19 protein-coding genes are annotated in these 14,845 nt (G+C 38.6%); all 19 read right to left on the bottom strand.

Annotation, left to right across the window (positions count from 1 at the left end; all coding sequences use genetic code 11):
- Positions 1-35: 35 nt before the first annotated feature.
- Positions 36-938, bottom strand: coding sequence for a hypothetical protein (locus HYG79_RS12095; RefSeq protein WP_179242340.1), 903 nt, complete (start codon positions 936-938; stop codon positions 36-38).
- 3 nt (positions 939-941) lie between these two features.
- Positions 942-2,045, bottom strand: coding sequence for an XkdF-like putative serine protease domain-containing protein (locus HYG79_RS12090; RefSeq protein ID WP_179242339.1), 1,104 nt, complete (start codon positions 2,043-2,045; stop codon positions 942-944).
- Between the two features lie 33 nt (positions 2,046-2,078).
- Positions 2,079-4,019: a coiled-coil domain-containing protein gene (locus HYG79_RS12085; RefSeq protein WP_179242338.1), complete on the bottom strand. Its 1,941-nt coding sequence runs from the start codon at positions 4,017-4,019 to the stop codon at positions 2,079-2,081.
- Between the two features lie 3 nt (positions 4,020-4,022).
- Positions 4,023-4,184, bottom strand: coding sequence for a hypothetical protein (locus tag HYG79_RS12080; protein ID WP_179242337.1), 162 nt, complete (start codon positions 4,182-4,184; stop codon positions 4,023-4,025).
- Positions 4,185-4,202: 18 nt separating this feature from the next.
- A complete protein-coding gene (locus tag HYG79_RS12075) occupies positions 4,203-6,533 on the bottom strand; it encodes a hypothetical protein (protein WP_179242336.1) in 2,331 nt (776 codons plus the stop codon).
- On the bottom strand, positions 6,533-7,558 hold the full coding sequence (locus tag HYG79_RS12070) for a hypothetical protein (protein ID WP_179242335.1): 1,026 nt from the start codon (positions 7,556-7,558) through the stop codon (positions 6,533-6,535). Before HYG79_RS12070 ends, HYG79_RS12075 begins: the two co-directional genes overlap by 1 nt.
- Positions 7,551-8,060 carry a hypothetical protein gene (locus HYG79_RS12065; RefSeq protein WP_179242334.1) on the bottom strand — a complete coding sequence of 170 codons (510 nt, stop codon included), beginning with the start codon at positions 8,058-8,060 and terminating at the stop codon, positions 7,551-7,553. The genes HYG79_RS12070 and HYG79_RS12065 overlap by 8 nt, the downstream gene beginning before the upstream one ends.
- Positions 8,054-8,503, bottom strand: coding sequence for a hypothetical protein (locus HYG79_RS12060; protein WP_179242333.1), 450 nt, complete (start codon positions 8,501-8,503; stop codon positions 8,054-8,056). The genes HYG79_RS12065 and HYG79_RS12060 overlap by 7 nt, the downstream gene beginning before the upstream one ends.
- A 64-nt stretch (positions 8,504-8,567) precedes the next feature.
- Positions 8,568-9,254 carry a hypothetical protein gene (locus HYG79_RS12055; protein WP_179242332.1) on the bottom strand — a complete coding sequence of 229 codons (687 nt, stop codon included), beginning with the start codon at positions 9,252-9,254 and terminating at the stop codon, positions 8,568-8,570.
- 36 nt (positions 9,255-9,290) lie between these two features.
- Positions 9,291-10,562 (bottom strand): terminase large subunit domain-containing protein, encoded by a 1,272-nt coding sequence (locus HYG79_RS12050; protein ID WP_179242331.1) that lies wholly within the window; start codon positions 10,560-10,562, stop codon positions 9,291-9,293.
- Positions 10,552-11,016, bottom strand: a complete 465-nt coding sequence (locus tag HYG79_RS12045) for a hypothetical protein (protein ID WP_179242330.1) — start codon at positions 11,014-11,016, stop codon at positions 10,552-10,554. The genes HYG79_RS12050 and HYG79_RS12045 overlap by 11 nt, the downstream gene beginning before the upstream one ends.
- A gap of 18 nt (positions 11,017-11,034) precedes the next feature.
- Entirely contained in the window at positions 11,035-11,574 is a 540-nt protein-coding gene (locus HYG79_RS12040; RefSeq protein WP_179242329.1) for a hypothetical protein, read from the bottom strand.
- Positions 11,575-11,577: 3 nt separating this feature from the next.
- Entirely contained in the window at positions 11,578-12,204 is a 627-nt protein-coding gene (locus HYG79_RS12035; protein ID WP_179242328.1) for a sigma-70 family RNA polymerase sigma factor, read from the bottom strand.
- 230 nt (positions 12,205-12,434) lie between these two features.
- Complete coding sequence (locus tag HYG79_RS12030; protein ID WP_179242327.1) at positions 12,435-12,734, bottom strand: hypothetical protein; 300 nt, start codon at positions 12,732-12,734, stop codon at positions 12,435-12,437.
- A 1-nt stretch (position 12,735) separates the two neighbouring features.
- Positions 12,736-13,233 carry an NUMOD4 domain-containing protein gene (locus HYG79_RS12025; protein WP_179242326.1) on the bottom strand — a complete coding sequence of 166 codons (498 nt, stop codon included), beginning with the start codon at positions 13,231-13,233 and terminating at the stop codon, positions 12,736-12,738.
- Between the two features lie 36 nt (positions 13,234-13,269).
- Positions 13,270-13,395, bottom strand: coding sequence for a hypothetical protein (locus HYG79_RS18165; RefSeq protein WP_262888960.1), 126 nt, complete (start codon positions 13,393-13,395; stop codon positions 13,270-13,272).
- Positions 13,396-13,397: 2 nt separating this feature from the next.
- Positions 13,398-13,919 (bottom strand): hypothetical protein, encoded by a 522-nt coding sequence (locus HYG79_RS12020; RefSeq protein ID WP_179242325.1) that lies wholly within the window; start codon positions 13,917-13,919, stop codon positions 13,398-13,400.
- A 20-nt stretch (positions 13,920-13,939) separates the two neighbouring features.
- Complete coding sequence (locus HYG79_RS12015) at positions 13,940-14,098, bottom strand: hypothetical protein (RefSeq protein WP_179242324.1); 159 nt, start codon at positions 14,096-14,098, stop codon at positions 13,940-13,942.
- A 1-nt stretch (position 14,099) separates the two neighbouring features.
- Entirely contained in the window at positions 14,100-14,813 is a 714-nt protein-coding gene (locus HYG79_RS12010) for a hypothetical protein (RefSeq protein ID WP_179242323.1), read from the bottom strand.
- Positions 14,814-14,845: the final 32 nt, after the last annotated feature.

Below are 14,845 nucleotides of genomic sequence, written 5' to 3'. Positions count from 1 at the left end.
TCCCTTGATTTAGTTAATAGTTAAGATTTGGGCAATTAGGCTACCGCTTCGGTCGATACGTAGTAAACTATTTCATCGCCTCTGTAATATCCAGTATCAGCACCGTAGACTACCTTACCTCTGATATTTCCATCCAACAAGGTTTCGCTGGTATCTACCAATGTAAGTTCGTTTGAAGAGTTGGATTTACTTGATGCAACTACAACGTTTCTAGTTTGATAAGCTATAATTGTATTGTCTGGCAAAGTATCGACTTCTTCCAAAGTATATTTGGAATAAACGCTCTGCATAGAACCACCACCGTTTCCGTTTTGGATTCCGTTAGATACCAAGTATTTATCGTATGCATCCGCAACGTTTGCAGAAACCAATACTTTAAAATCTGGCTTTTTTCTAATGGTTACAGGGAATGCAGCAGTAACTTTTTCCAATTCTGCCAATACGTTTTCCTTTGTAATAGCTGCTTCCAATGGCACGATACCGTTGTTGGCTTTGATTACATCATCATCGGCTTCCAATTGTGGTATGATTCCGCCAAATTCCCCATCAGTTGAACTGTCGCCAGTCCAGATTTCAGTATCCCACGCCTCCGAATGGTTAGCCAATACTTCAACTTCGATAGCTTCCATCATATCATTGTCCAGACCATCCCATGTAGCCCTGAAAGTGTCCTTACAGATTTCAAGGTCGTTCTTGATTTCCTTGATGGTCAATTGGTTTTCAGAAAGTACGATTGCACCTGCTGGGGTAAAACCACAAGAATAGTCTGTTTTACCGTTGGTGTATTGAATTTTTTTAAGGCTCAATTTGTACCTTACATTAGGCATGAACGTAACCAATCCCCTTTGGACTGTACTAGTTTCCTTGAATGCTTGACCTATGATTGCACCAGCAGCTTCGCCAGTGTAATTTGAATTAACTGTTTGTGTAGTAGGCATAATTTATTTGTTTTGTTGTAATGCTAGTTTTATTCTTTCTCTTGAAGTTTTGGGCTGTTCGGTGGAAAGTTCGACCGATGTATGTTTTTTTGGTTCTGTCGCTGGGGTAGCCGAAAGTTGTGTTTTCAATTCGGCTATTTCATTATCCTTTTCGGATAAAGAAGATTCAAAACCTTCTTTTGCGGTTTTCATTTCGGCTTCGAGAATCTTAAAAGCCTCTTTTAGAGCCTCCCATTCTTGATTGTCCTTGGATGCCTCGATTTCCTCATCGACTTCTTTTTCCATTATCTCTGAAACAATTCCCTCGGTAACGCTTACCAACATACCGTTTTCCAGTTCGTGTTGTCCGTCTGGTGCTGGTATACTACCTTCTTCACTTACTATAAAAAGTTGTGTACCGACCTCTATTTCCTCCCCATCAAATTCAACAACGGTTTCCCCATCGGCTAATTTGGCTTGTGCCAATTTAACTTTGGTTTCTGGTTTAGGGCTGAATATGTTCTTTAATTCGGCAAATCCTTTTTTTATTTCTGCCACTATCGATTGGTTGTTATCACTCATAGATTTTTGTTTAAGTTCAAGTTTGTTTAGGCTGAATAGACCATCCAATGAAAAGCCTTTTACTTTTCCAGTTTTCACATAATCGTTCCAGAGTTCATCGTTATCGACCTTCATTGAAACTATCCATGAACCTCTCGGGGCTTTCAGACCGTGTATGTTCGATTTATCGTTTTCGGTATCTTCCACAATCCAAGATTCCACCACTGAAACACCTGATAGTTTTACCTCATGTTCGATACTGGAATTGTTGTTGTACTGATTCTTTAAAAAGGAATGTGCGCCCAGTTTGATTGTTTCACTTGGAAAGGTTATGTAGAACTCCTTACCATCTTGATTCCTGTAAATAGGTTTATCTGGTATTGCCACAACGCCTAAAAGAATCCTTTGCTCCTTGCTTACCTCCGACAATTGTATTTCGTTAGGTACGGGTTTCCCATCTTTGTTCAACGCTACGAAAAAACCTTCCATCGCAGGGTCGGACACTACCGATATTCCATAAATACCAGTATCTTTTTTCGGGTCGAATTGTACTTCGTAAAGTTCCATACCCTAATAATGCAAAACCGTCAAAAGTGGACTTTAGCCAAAGGTTGCCGTTACACGCCTGTTCCTATCCAACTCCTGTTGAGTATCTACCTCCTTACCCACCACATAGGCTTTTAAAGGCGTTTTTCCCTGTTGGTTCAATGATTGTGCAACTTGGTTTATTCCACCTTGGCCGATAAGATTGAATTCTGGTGCTATCGGTTGAGCAGAATTCCCACCGTTGGGATTATCCCTTTGTAGACCTCCACCACCTCCACCTAATTTCCCTATTGCCTTTGCAGCACTGGCGACCGATGAAGCAATGGATAGACCAGCACTAACACTATTGAGCGTAACAAAAGGCTGTCCAGCGGTCAAGGGGGAAGCTGCTACTGCTTTCGCATTGGCAATTCCAGTATTGGATATAATTCTGGCAACTGATGCAACTTGTTCAACAATGATTCCCGTAATGGCCAGTGCCTTGTTTTCCTCTCCCATCTGTTGAAGGAACTGACCGAATTGTATAGCCAAATCAGCTTGTGCATTGAATATTTGCGCTTTAGCCTCTTTTTCGGCCAACGCATTTGCTATTCTTTCATCGCTTTGCTCCTTTTCAAGTTGGGTCTGCAATTCATCGTAGTACCTTCTAACCTCAATTTTCTGTTCTTCCGAGGCGTTCAAGGCTTCCAGTTCCGCTAATTTTCTTTGCTCTTCCAAATCAAGTTTAGCCTGTTCATCCTCTGCCTGTAAATCCTCCAATTTTTCCCTGTATTCCTTACGGATGTTATCAATGGATTCCAGTCTGGCACGTTCGATTTCCCTTTCTTTTTCGGCTTGTGCCTCCAATGCTGCAAGTTCTGCATCCCTTAGAGCCTTTTCCTCTGCCTTTAGTGCCAAGGTTTCGGATGTCAATTCCTTCTGCTTGTTCAATCTGGCGGTTTCCAGTTCGATTACCTTTGCGGTAAGTTCGGCCTGTTCGTCCAAATCCTCTTTGGTAGACTTTGCGAGGGCATTCTCGGCAATCTTTGCATCCCTTCTAAGCTTGGCAGCATATATTTCAGCGTTTGTAATGTCCGTTTCAATCCTTGCTGCCTGTTCAAGAAACTTTATTCTCTCTTCGATACTGAATTTCTCCTTGTTTACGGCTTTTTCCCGTAAATCCGCAGCGTTCCTATCAGCCCTAGCCCTTGCAACTATCAACTCACGTTCCTTTTTATCAGCCAAAGCCCTTTGGTTGGCTATGGCTTGCGCCTTTTTGGCATCTTCCGCTATTTCCTTACCAAATTCCTTGACCTTATCTATCGCAGCGTTGAAGCCGTCTATCACTTCTTGGTTTCTGGCCTTTATTACCTCTGTTGCAGCCTCGACCTCTTTTTTTACCTTTTCAAGTTCTTTTGTCAAATCCTGTGCTTCATCGGCATCGCCCGTGAAATCGTTCCATGCGATACGCATTTTGAGTATACCAGTTTCGACACCTCCGCTAAGTATAGTCCATGAACTTGAAAACCTGTCTATTATCTGACCCTTGACGAACTCATAGCCTTTTTTAAGGCTTTCAGTAAAACTGTTCCATGCCTTTTTTGGATTCTCAAAAGCTTCGATTACGGTTTCCCCAAAATCACTAAGTAAGTCCATTAGGTTTCCGACAATAGAACCCAGTACCCCTAGAATCTTCTGAAACTTGTCCTGACCTTCTTCACTTGATTTGAATGCTGCCGTAACTGCTGCAATTACCGTTACGAGTAGACCTATTCCAGATGCAGCTATCGCTACACCGATACCCTTGAACCCAACGGCAACATTTCCCAAAGTTCCCTTTAAGTTCTTGAACTTTGACAAAAGCCCACCAGAAAGTCCATCCAATTCATCCGTTAGACCTCCTAAAGAGCCTTTGATTTCCTTGGCTTCATTATTTACCGTGTCGCCCAGTTTTTGGACGTTCTTTTGTGCGTTCTTAGTATCGGCATCTATCTTGATTACCTTTTTTATGGCCATAGTTTAGTTTTTTGGCAAATGCACGGCTTTGAGCCTCCTTTTTGCTTGGTTAAGTACATCGGAATAAGATTTGGGCATCTCGTTCTTTCCTTTTGCTATCTCTATTTCATTGGATATACCAAAAAAACTATCCTGTTTCAGAATAGTGATTATCGTTCCTATCATTTTGATTCGGGTTTGTTGTTATGTCACATTACTACAAAGTGTGTTTCCGATTAGCTGATTATTGAGTTTGTCCCAGAACCTAGCCATTATGCCATTGGAGTATATTTTGGCATCTGGTGTACTATTTCCGTTTATGTCCGAATACAGAACATTGGCGTTTTCAAACGTAACGCCTTGGTCAAGATAGTATGTAGTAAAATCATTATTATCACAAGCTTGTGAACTACTAGTGCCACTGGTAAGGGTAATCGGAACTTTTTTATCTACCGAATATATATCGTTCAACAATTCAAGTTTTACCTCGTTCTTGGTAAGGTTGATTTCCATATCGTTTATGATATACCTTACATCCTTTATCACTAATTTATCGTTTAGCTTTATGCTGCTCAACAAGTAATCTGGAAGTTTTGCGCTGTAACTGTACAACCTTCTTTTTTCATCCAGTATATCGGTAATGTAATCCTCATAAAAAAGCTTGTATAGGCTGTTATTGATTAATTGGGTATCATATTCATCCAGTTCGGCATTGAATACGGTAGAATATTCCTTTGTCGAAAAATCGTTGACGTGTGAAGGCATAAAAACACTTGTGCCAATCCTCCTTTGGTCATCCTCCCCTTCCAATAGACTTAAATCGCTATCGATGTTTTTCTTGATTCCGTAAAACAATAATGGGTTTGGGTTTATGGGGTCTAGGTTTGAATCTATTGCCGTACCATATTGTACATCGGTAAGGTTTCCGTTAGACCTATCGACCAATCTTTCGAATATCATGTTGCCAAAAGAGGATTCTATATTGAGTACCTTTCCATCAAGTTTTTGACCGTTGCTATCCTTTATATCGGTTTCAAGATTCCCGTATTGATAACCGAACTGGTTTTTGAACTCATCTATCAGGATAGTACTATCCTCCTTGAACTTGAATTTTAGATTGTTCAAAACATTACCCTTTGAAACCGTATGTGTAGAAATATCAACATACTTGGTAATATCAATAGTTTTACCCTTTTCGTACCAGTTATCCAACAAATCGATATAAAAATCGGTATTTGATGTAGGCACGATTACCAAATTATACATCTTCACTATCGAGGTCATAAAATCCTTGACCTTCATTGTATTGAATACAGCACCCAAACTAAGATTGTCGGTAGTGCCAATATCAGAACCAGATACGGTTTCCTCTTCTACGGTAAACCAACTAGAACCGTTCCACTGCTGTTTGGTCAGTGTTAGTTCCACACTATACTCCATAAAAGTATCGGCTTCCACGTAGAACGTGAATTTATAATCAAATGTACCGTCCTGTAACAGCCTAGTGGTAAATGCATGTGAATTTTGACCCGTTACATCCTCATTTTGTAGTATGTAACTACCTCCCTCAACCGTAATCCGATAGGTACTATAATTGACATCGTTGTAAGCTGCATCTGGTGTAACGGTCAATGAACCTGTTATCCTTTGCGTTCCAGAAGGAAATCCCGAAAACTGTGATGAACTGACCAAAGTTGTTGTGTAGCTATCGGTAACCAAATCAAATATCGGATTACCAGATACCCTACTATCGAAGTCGATTAGGTTTATCCCCGTTTCCTCCCCCTCGAAAAGTTTACCTTTGGAATTGCTCAACCACATATAAAGGTTATCCAGAACCTCCGTAGAAAAGAAATCATCCGAAAACGTTATGCCGTAGTTCTGCTGTATCTTTTCCAAGATAGCCCTGACCTTGATTGCTGGTTTAAGTTCAGTCCATTCAAAACCGTGGGCTTCGCCAGTTGAATGTGAAAAGTGATATGCAACATTTACAGATTTTTCTTCATTGGTATGGTCGGACGCACTGGAATTATAGTACCATTGCCTTGTACTTGAAATCAAGGGGTATATCAAATCTTGTGAAAACAGACCTATTGTAAGCCCAGTTTGAACGGTATTGACATTATAACTATGGTCATATTGCGACCAGTCCAAATCACTTAATAAATCATCCCCGAAAAGGTCGGTTAGGTTAACCAAGTTTCCATAAAAGGTAATATTATAGCTTTCTGGTCGATTGTTTTTCATATTAACGCTTTCCAAAACGATGTTACCATCCTTGAAAGGCATTTTTGATATTTCTATGTTCGCCCGTTTCTTTGTTCTTCCATCATAGCCAAAATCAATATCCGCATTGTAGAAATGTTTGAAAATAGAATTGTTTTTGGATGCTGGTACGGTTAGACCTTGGCTGTAATCGGTAAAAAGCTTTGAAATGTCATTTACGTTCTGTACGGACGAATTGACAACAAAATTTTCATCCTCAAATAGTTCCAGTCGTTTACCCTCAATGTATATATCTATGGATTTGTTCATTACAGGCTGTTTATCTTATCATAGGAATAGTTGAAATCGATACTATGGTTGATTAGTTTATCGATTATCCTTGTCTGGTACTGGTAACTAGAATTATCAACGTTGACTGGTATGAAGTTTCCACTGTTGACCAAGAAAACATACTCGGACAATAGAAGCTGTCTAATGGTTTCGTTATAGGATTCTGGAACATAGCCCGAACTAAGTTTCAATTGCTCCCTAGCGTTCTTATTGTAATCCTGAAAGGAATGCTTTTGTGTACTATAAGCTCCGTTTGAAACAAAGTTGTTTTTGAAGGTGCTTTTTTCAATTTGAATACTTTCTTTTCTAGCCTTGAAAAATGTCATAATTTCCCACGCCCCGTATTTATTCAAAAACAGAACATCGGTCGGTCTATATTTACATTCGTCCTGTACTTCAAGTGTTATACTGTTATCCCCTATCTCGATTTGTACCGTTCCGTCAAAATCATTGCAATTGAGCCACATGTTTTTGATTTTGGACTTTATGTCGGTGCTTTCGGATAATGTGTAAGGCGTTCCATCTACCGATATTGACGAATGTGTACCATCGTTATAGACTGGAATATTGAAAAACCCGTTTTTATTGATTATATAATAATCGTTGGATAGTAGTATTGCATTGGACGGCACTTGTGGATTTATACCCTCTTCATAATAACCATAACCATCAAAAACATCGGTACTAAGAACAGTTATATCTGTTCCAGAACCTTCATATGTCAAAGAATAATTCAATTGTAGCACATTCCTGTCATTTGAATCTAAAAGTGCCGTAAAGGGGCTGAATATGGGCGTATAGTCATAAAAATCCCTTATCATGTTACTTATCTCAAAATCAAGAAAGGTCGTGGTTGCACTGGGTTTGTTTTTCGTCAATGAATACTGCGGTGCTGATAGCCCTGAATTTTCGGTAAGATTATTAATCTTTAGGGTAAGGGTTACAGATGTCGTACCAGTAGATACTGGTGCTGTGATATAATAGGGGCTACGTGTGTTAATCATTTTTCAATGTGCTTTTCAGAAAGTTTTCCGTATCGAGGGCAAAAGCCTCAATGACTTCGTTGGGCAAATTCTTGAATGCCTTTTCAAAGGGCTTAGTAAAGAATAGGCTTGGCTTGATTCCGTAAAAGAAAATTTTACGGCTGATGAGGAACTGCAAGGATTTCCTACTTATGAATCTTCCTTTTTTATCCTTCGGTGCTATACCCTTTTTGACAATCCATTTATCCAGTTTTTTACCTGGTGGGTATTTATCCGTGTAACTGAAAGGGGTATCGTATTTTTTCAGAAAACCGCTTACACCCGAATTCTGAAATTGTCCGTAATCTTCCATTTCAAAGGATAGTCCGAACGAATTTTTAAATACTTGCAAATCAAAATCAATCGACTTGGAAAGTTTACCGCTAGTATTCTTTTTTTGGCTCTTTAGTTCATTTCTTGATGCCTTTACAACATTACGTGCAAACTTGGTTAGGGCTTTTTTTGTTTCGGTAGGGTTTAACATACCGATATTTCAGTATTTGGGATTTCAATCTCAAAGGTCATTGCCCAGCCATCCAAAAGATTTTCCTGCTGCTCGTAAAGTGGTTCACAATTGGGATTGTCGGTTATGGTAAAATCATCTTCAAGCTTTACGATTGACTTAAAGAACCTATTACATACGGCCAACATCGAATTGAGGTTATCTATCTCATTATCGTTCCCGTTGAACTTATCGGTAACGGGTTCGTTACTGAAATCCCTTACATCAAGGGCGAAAAGGGTCATATTGAAAGTAATTGTACTTAAACCGATAATTGCCGTACCCGTTTGGATGTGTGCCAACGGGTATATGTTCTTTTTGTTAAGGTCTATCTCGGTAATATCCCCTTGTGTAACCGTATTTACCAATGGGTCGGCTTCCAGTTTCTGCTTTAAAAGCCTTAATACCTCATAATAGTTTCTCATTGGTTCGTTTTTTGTTGAATCTTGAATATTTCAGCCTCTGTACGCTGTTTATCCTTTAGATATGTTAGATGATGTAGGCAGGGATGAAGCTTTGATTTAAGGATTCCCTCAACTTTTGTATAGTCATATCCAGCGAGTTCTGCAATTGAGGCGTACCAGCCCCATGTTTTTCCGAAATTCTGGGTAATTTCTGACGTATTTCCTTCGTTTGAAGTGCCTTTTGTAAAGTAAGATTGGTATGATTGAGTAATTCGTTCCCTAAATGCCAAAAAAAAAGCTGTGATGCTATCACAATACTGGCTGGTATATCCTTAAAATCCTCGAATTTCTTACCCTTGTAGGGTTCAATTCTGTATTTATTGCCCTTTATTTTACGAATCGGTCGATATAGAATGCTCATAAGCTGCTCCAATTCGTCTACGTTACCCGTCAAATTGTCCAAGTCCACAAATTCAGCCAACGAAATTTTATCGAGATTGGGAATGAAACCGTATTCGACCCCATTGTGAAAGAACCTATCCGTAAATTCGGGTGTTTCGTCAAGAACCTTGGCCAGTTGCCTTACTATTTCGTCAAAATCCCCCTTATCCATATGTTCAACATTGATAAGTGGTACACCGCAAAAGATTTGAACCATCTTTTTGTGTATGAAATGTGTATCATCGTTGATTTCAAAAAGTTTTAGGAACTTCTTGTATTGTTCTAGTGTTATATCATCGAGATTTTCGTGTATTGTTATCTTTAACTTCATACCCTATAAATGAAGAAATGGGAAATATGGAAGAAATCAACGGATATTGTATATTCCGTAATTTGGGTTGAGTTCAAAGAACATTCTCATCATTAGGGCATCGGAATAATCAGGGGAACGTCCAATAATTTTCTTAATGGCATCCTTTGCCATTATCTTCAATCTTTGAAGGTCTGGAATTGCAGCTAGTTTGACCTGTTCCAGTTCTTCGGTCAGTAGCTTCATAATACTATGGGGCAATGATACGTTCAACATATTCGCATTAATCATTTCGGACAATTTTATGTAGCATTGTGATTTAAGGCTGTCGAAATTCTTTGATTCCCCATTTACCTTTATCGGTTTGGCATTGTTTACGAATCCCCTACAACCCACAATATCGATTACACCACCACCGACACCATTTTCATCAAGAATTATGTTTTGAAGATTGATGTTATACTTTACCCTAAACAAGTTTATTTGTGTTGCTACATCGGTAAGCGTAGATTTATCTATAACCAGCCAATCGATTATCTTTAGACCTGACCAGACGAACAGAACAGTTTTATCGTTTCCAAAACGGGCAATATCCCCAGTAAGGTACTTGATACCTGTATTTACTTCGTTGTAAAGCAGTTTTTTTAAACTTTCATCTTGGATAAGCCTGTTTTCATCGTTTCCACCTTCTGCCAAGTATAGCGATTTGAATATCTGCTCTGGTAAATCCCTTTTTGCCTGTTCAACCTCATCTAGAGAAAGTATTCCAGCATCAACCGCATCATATGCCGTAATCTTATGAAATGAATAATTAGGGTCGTTCTTTGACTTTTCAGCCAATTTGGTAACCCAGTTGTTAGCACCACCGAAATTCCCTATAAGTTTTGCTGGGGCATTAGTTGCAGTCAATGTTGAACGGAGTGCAAACCATGCTTCTTCCGATGCACGTCCGCATTCATCGAAAACCAAGGCATGTACATCTTCCCCATATAGGTTATCAGGGTCTGATGCTGTTTTGAAGTGTATTTCCGCTTTGTTAGGACAATAGATAATCAACTCATTTTTGTTGACCGTGTAAGCCTTTGATTTTACTACTTTGCGCTTCATCCTATTGAACGCTATCTGGGCTTGGCTATATGTAGGCGCAATCCACCAATAATTATAACCCTCTTTTTCTAACGGAAGATGTGCCTGTTCAAATAGCCACCAAATACAGGCATAGGTTTTACCTACTTTGGTACTTGCCGTTATAATCGAAAAACGAGCCTCATCATACAGAAACTCGTTTTGGTAATCGGTTAATTTGGGTCGATTTATGCTAATCTGCATCGTTGAAATCAATCTCGATTTTACCCTGCGTTTTTACTTCTTGCCTATCCGATAAGCCTAATTTTCTTGCTGTCAAACTGTGATTAAAGACACCAACCATACCGCCCGTAAATTGGTCATCGAATGTTGAATCATCGATATATTGATTGACTTCTACGAATTCTTCAAATCGGCCATCCCTATTACATAGAATATCAGAACCGCTGCCAGTAATCCCTTCACGCCTTAGATAAAGTACAAAACCAGTTTTGGTCAATGGAATTTCCATTTCAAGATTGATAACCGAATGTGTTTTGGTATTGGGAACTTGCTTTATTTTCGGATTTTGTTTAGCCCAAACTTTATAATCTTCAAAAGCTTGTAGAAACTCTTCTGGGGTTATTCCTTTTTCAGAACCAAGCCATCTGCCAGTTTCTTTATCCCTGATAGGTTTTGTTTTTTTATTGATTTGCATAAGTAGGTTGTTTAGATATTATTGCTGATATGTCTGGGCTACTTTGTCCAACATATCGATGTATTTTTTCCAAGTTGAAACATTACATGATTTGCAACTGTCAGCCGATACGCTCATATTGAGAATTGAACGTAGGTACATAATGATTTTGGTTTGGTTTTCGGTCGTTATCGCATTGGTTAACTTTATGGATTCCGATACGTTTTGCCAATCTTCGAACTGCTCTTTAGTGAAACAATTGGGCTTGTTTTTTGGTAGAAGTTTGTTTAAAAGCTGTTTCCTTTTTTCACATCCGCAATCCTTTCCTTCTGGCGTAAATAGCTCTACCACCTTCTTGATGCCAGTTGACTTTAGAACCTTTTCAATATCATCCCCCAAACCTTGACTTGGTTTTTCGATTTCCCTAGGTTTATAATTGTTGTTCAATCCCCCTTTGGTGCTGTAATATTGATTTCCAGATTTATATATACCATCGGATATAATTTCTACCCCTTCAACATTGAATGTTTCCTTTATCCTGTCTATGTTTCTTTGGTCATTGGTTGGTGCGTTGGCCATAATTTATTCTATTGGTTGGTAAATGTCATTCTCGATTTGGTGCTTAACCGTTTCTACATCCTTGTCGGATATATATCTATCCTTTTTTAATGTTCTCTTTTCGTTACGTATGGTTTCAAAATCCATTTCCTTGAAACTCTCATCGTTTTTGCAAATACTTTTCAACTTTTGCATTCCCCTATCCTTGTGCAACCTTAATCTATCCCTGCAAACCTTAGTTTCTCGCTGTAATTGGCGTTGAGATTTCTCTTGGTGCTGCATTAGCACTTCACGCTCCAATGGTGGTACTTTCTGTAATGCTGAATTGATTTTTTTCCTCCGTTTGACCTCGATACACTCAAAATCAAGTTCATTCGTCACAAAGGCTGATTTTTCGATTTCATCTGTGTAGTGCAACGGCAATTTATTATCTCGTTTCTCCATCAAAAAGTTGGCTTTAATGGCTCTGTACATATAACCTTTAGTCACTTTTTTCAAGGGTTCTAACTCCTTGTTCTGAAACCTTCTTTGGAGGTACATGTAGGTATCTTGTACTAAATCTTTTGCTCTGTGTTCACATTTAGTAAATTTTTCGGCTATTTCCAGCCATTCGTCATTCCTTCGATATACATCGTTGATAGTTGGGTTCATTTATATAATGCGGATTTGGGTAAATTGGTAGTTTGATGATATTGGGCTAGGCTTTTAAGTGTAGGCACTACCTAGCCCAGTTCAACAACTAAATAAAAAACAAGTATGGAATGTATTCTAAATACCCTTTGAAACAAGGGTTTTGATAGGTTGCAAATCGGTTTTGAGTTCCGACAATAATTGTTGTGCGTGTTCTAAGGTTTGGTTCATTTTCATAAGTAGGTTATGTATCAGTTCAATCCTGAAAGAGTCAATAGTTGTTCAATTTCATCCGTGTTTTCAAACCTCATTTTTCTAGTACCCTCTATCTCACGGTCATTGAAAACAATGGATGTTGTTTTATCATCGTACAGGGCTAACCTCAATCCTTTAACTGCTCGTATTGCGGTCAGAAAATAAAAGTAGGTTTTTTGAATTGCAAGGAAATTTATCACTTGGTATTCGTTGGTAAAGGATTTTAGACAATCTTTATTTTTATCTAAAAACAATTTGCGTAGGTCATCTATTTGGTCTGGTTCATGTTGGTTCATTTCAAAATCTCAATTTTAGTTTTCTTCGATGTTTTTTTCTTTTAGGTGTCATATCTTCATTTAGTACATATTCTTTGTAGAGCCGTTCAACAACCCTCAAATGTTGCTTATCATTTTTTCGAAAAGTGACCTTACCATCTTTTCGGCTGGTCAAAACCTTATCAGGAAATTGATGTACAGCTTCGGTTTTTCTCTCCAGCCTTTTTACACGTCCATGATTACTAATCTCATAGTCGTTTCCAATATCTTTCAAAGCTTTCCACTTTTCAGCTTCTTCTGATTTCTCCTTTTCAGTGAAATGTCTATCGACTGTTTTTCCAACATTGATGTTCAAGTACTTTCCATCGAAGAAAATAATTAGAAATCTCTTTTTGGCATAGATTTTTTCCGCATAGGTTCTAACCTCTTTTTTGGTATACCACTTTCTTTTAATCCTTTTCAAAGATGAAATCCAGTAGTTGGGAAAAGCTGTTATTTGAAACCATTCTTCATTCTCCATTTGTTCTATTTTAAATAAACTTAAATATGGTTTTCATTACGCTGCCATTGTTTCTACGTTCAAAGCAAATTCCAATTGCCGTTCCAAAAAGTTTATGTATCTCTCCAATGCAATGATGTATTTTCCAGCATTTTGAGCCTCTGTAAGATTTGGTTTCTGCATTTTTAAGCTGATTTTAATGTTGGATAACTGTAATTCCTGTTGGTATGGTTCTTTAATTCCTTCACTTGAACATCGTCCAAATCACATAGTTTGTTCATTGCCTCCAATGGGAAATAGGTTATGTTCCATTCCGAACGGGGGTATTTTAACGTTCTGTTGCCCTCTGTCACTTCCCTTTCCTGTAATAAATCCCCTAACTCCCCCCAATAAACTTCTTTCCTATGCTCATCGACAAAGAATATGGCTACTGGCATATTATGCTTTTCGCTGATTTTCAAATAGTGGTCTAGGTCGGCTGTATCGAATCCAGTATCTGGATAGTGGGTTCTACTGGCTTTTGTTTTTATATCTACTATACAGGGCTTTTCCTTTCCCTGCCAGACCATAATATCAAAGGCATGTGCTGAATCGGTAATTGAGGTCATTACCACAAGCCCCTTACTATGGAAATGTTCAATACAAATCCTTTCTCCTAAGTTGCCCTTTTTGGTCGTTGCCAATTCTTCAAATGGTAATCTTTTCATACTGGTAAGTTTGGGTTTGGTTATGCTGTTTTATCTTTTAGTTCCTGTACTGCTATCGCAGCCTCCATTTCTTCATCGTACAAGCCTAGATGTGAGCCGTTCCAACGGGCTACCCATTTGTTATTGGGTTCATCCCATGCAACACCCTCATATTTACTAAATTCCCTTGTGTGGCTCATCTTAGGCTGCTTTGATTTCTAACCATTTCCTTTTAATCGTTGCAATGCCCCTACCCGACTTTTCAGCTAGTTCTTTCTGGGTCATACCCTTAACATAAATAGCTGAAAGTTGATTGACCGTTTTGTTTGACCTTGCTTTGCCGGTCAGTGCCTTGCTAATTGTTTGCCTCTGTTTTGGGGTCAATTGCCTTGAAGGGTCAAACAATATTTTGTTACCTCTCTTTTTGCCTTTTTTAGGGCTTTGCATTATTGAACTTTCCACGATGTCATCCAACTGTTCCCCTATGGATTTCCAGAACGAACCATAATTAACAGGGCTGGGCTGCATTGAATTTGGTATGTATATATTCTTTTGGAATACTTTAAAGAGGGCATTTTTAATTTGAAAGGGTGTCATACCATGGTTACAATAGGTCATTGCCCTACCTACCATAATCAGGTGCGCTTTCCACCAACGAAAATGAAGTTTGGTTTTTGGGAATAGAATAGCGGAAATATCAAGGTACTGTACTTTTTTTATGATGGCTTCGTGGTCGCCAATCTCATCTTTATATCTTTCTTGGAGTATATGAAGGTTGTTTATATGAAAACCTAAATCTGTATGATAGCCGTTGACTACTTTAGGTTTTCTCTCCAAAGTTTGTGTTTCTTCAAATGCAGCGTAATCCGCTTCAAAAACGGGTACGGAAGAAAATATTTGTTTATGCTTTGCCATAGCGATTTGGTATAAATCAACCGCATGGCTTC

This window comes from Costertonia aggregata (assembly GCF_013402795.1).
Classification (GTDB): domain Bacteria; phylum Bacteroidota; class Bacteroidia; order Flavobacteriales; family Flavobacteriaceae; genus Costertonia; species Costertonia aggregata.
This window is presented reverse-complemented; position numbering and strand designations above follow the sequence as displayed.

What these genes read in the sequence shown, in the direction of transcription:
- HYG79_RS12025 (WP_179242326.1), bottom strand. Translation starts at nt 13,233, where the DNA reads ATGGAGAATGAAGAATGGTTTCAAATAACAGCTTTTCCCAACTACTGG.
- HYG79_RS12045 (WP_179242330.1), bottom strand. Translation starts at nt 11,016, where the DNA reads ATGCAAATCAATAAAAAAACAAAACCTATCAGGGATAAAGAAACTGGC.
- HYG79_RS12060 (WP_179242333.1), bottom strand. Translation starts at nt 8,503, where the DNA reads ATGAGAAACTATTATGAGGTATTAAGGCTTTTAAAGCAGAAACTGGAA.
- HYG79_RS12075 (WP_179242336.1), bottom strand. Translation starts at nt 6,533, where the DNA reads ATGAACAAATCCATAGATATATACATTGAGGGTAAACGACTGGAACTA.
- HYG79_RS12085 (WP_179242338.1), bottom strand. Translation starts at nt 4,019, where the DNA reads ATGGCCATAAAAAAGGTAATCAAGATAGATGCCGATACTAAGAACGCA.
- HYG79_RS12080 (WP_179242337.1), bottom strand. Translation starts at nt 4,184, where the DNA reads ATGATAGGAACGATAATCACTATTCTGAAACAGGATAGTTTTTTTGGT.
- HYG79_RS12015 (WP_179242324.1), bottom strand. Translation starts at nt 14,098, where the DNA reads ATGAGCCACACAAGGGAATTTAGTAAATATGAGGGTGTTGCATGGGAT.
- HYG79_RS12090 (WP_179242339.1), bottom strand. Translation starts at nt 2,045, where the DNA reads ATGGAACTTTACGAAGTACAATTCGACCCGAAAAAAGATACTGGTATT.
- HYG79_RS12010 (WP_179242323.1), bottom strand. Translation starts at nt 14,813, where the DNA reads ATGGCAAAGCATAAACAAATATTTTCTTCCGTACCCGTTTTTGAAGCG.
- HYG79_RS12030 (WP_179242327.1), bottom strand. Translation starts at nt 12,734, where the DNA reads ATGAACCAACATGAACCAGACCAAATAGATGACCTACGCAAATTGTTT.
- HYG79_RS18165 (WP_262888960.1), bottom strand. Translation starts at nt 13,395, where the DNA reads ATGCAGAAACCAAATCTTACAGAGGCTCAAAATGCTGGAAAATACATC.
- HYG79_RS12040 (WP_179242329.1), bottom strand. Translation starts at nt 11,574, where the DNA reads ATGGCCAACGCACCAACCAATGACCAAAGAAACATAGACAGGATAAAG.
- HYG79_RS12095 (WP_179242340.1), bottom strand. Translation starts at nt 938, where the DNA reads ATGCCTACTACACAAACAGTTAATTCAAATTACACTGGCGAAGCTGCT.
- HYG79_RS12020 (WP_179242325.1), bottom strand. Translation starts at nt 13,919, where the DNA reads ATGAAAAGATTACCATTTGAAGAATTGGCAACGACCAAAAAGGGCAAC.
- HYG79_RS12050 (WP_179242331.1), bottom strand. Translation starts at nt 10,562, where the DNA reads ATGCAGATTAGCATAAATCGACCCAAATTAACCGATTACCAAAACGAG.
- HYG79_RS12055 (WP_179242332.1), bottom strand. Translation starts at nt 9,254, where the DNA reads ATGAAGTTAAAGATAACAATACACGAAAATCTCGATGATATAACACTA.
- HYG79_RS12035 (WP_179242328.1), bottom strand. Translation starts at nt 12,204, where the DNA reads ATGAACCCAACTATCAACGATGTATATCGAAGGAATGACGAATGGCTG.
- HYG79_RS12065 (WP_179242334.1), bottom strand. Translation starts at nt 8,060, where the DNA reads ATGTTAAACCCTACCGAAACAAAAAAAGCCCTAACCAAGTTTGCACGT.
- HYG79_RS12070 (WP_179242335.1), bottom strand. Translation starts at nt 7,558, where the DNA reads ATGATTAACACACGTAGCCCCTATTATATCACAGCACCAGTATCTACT.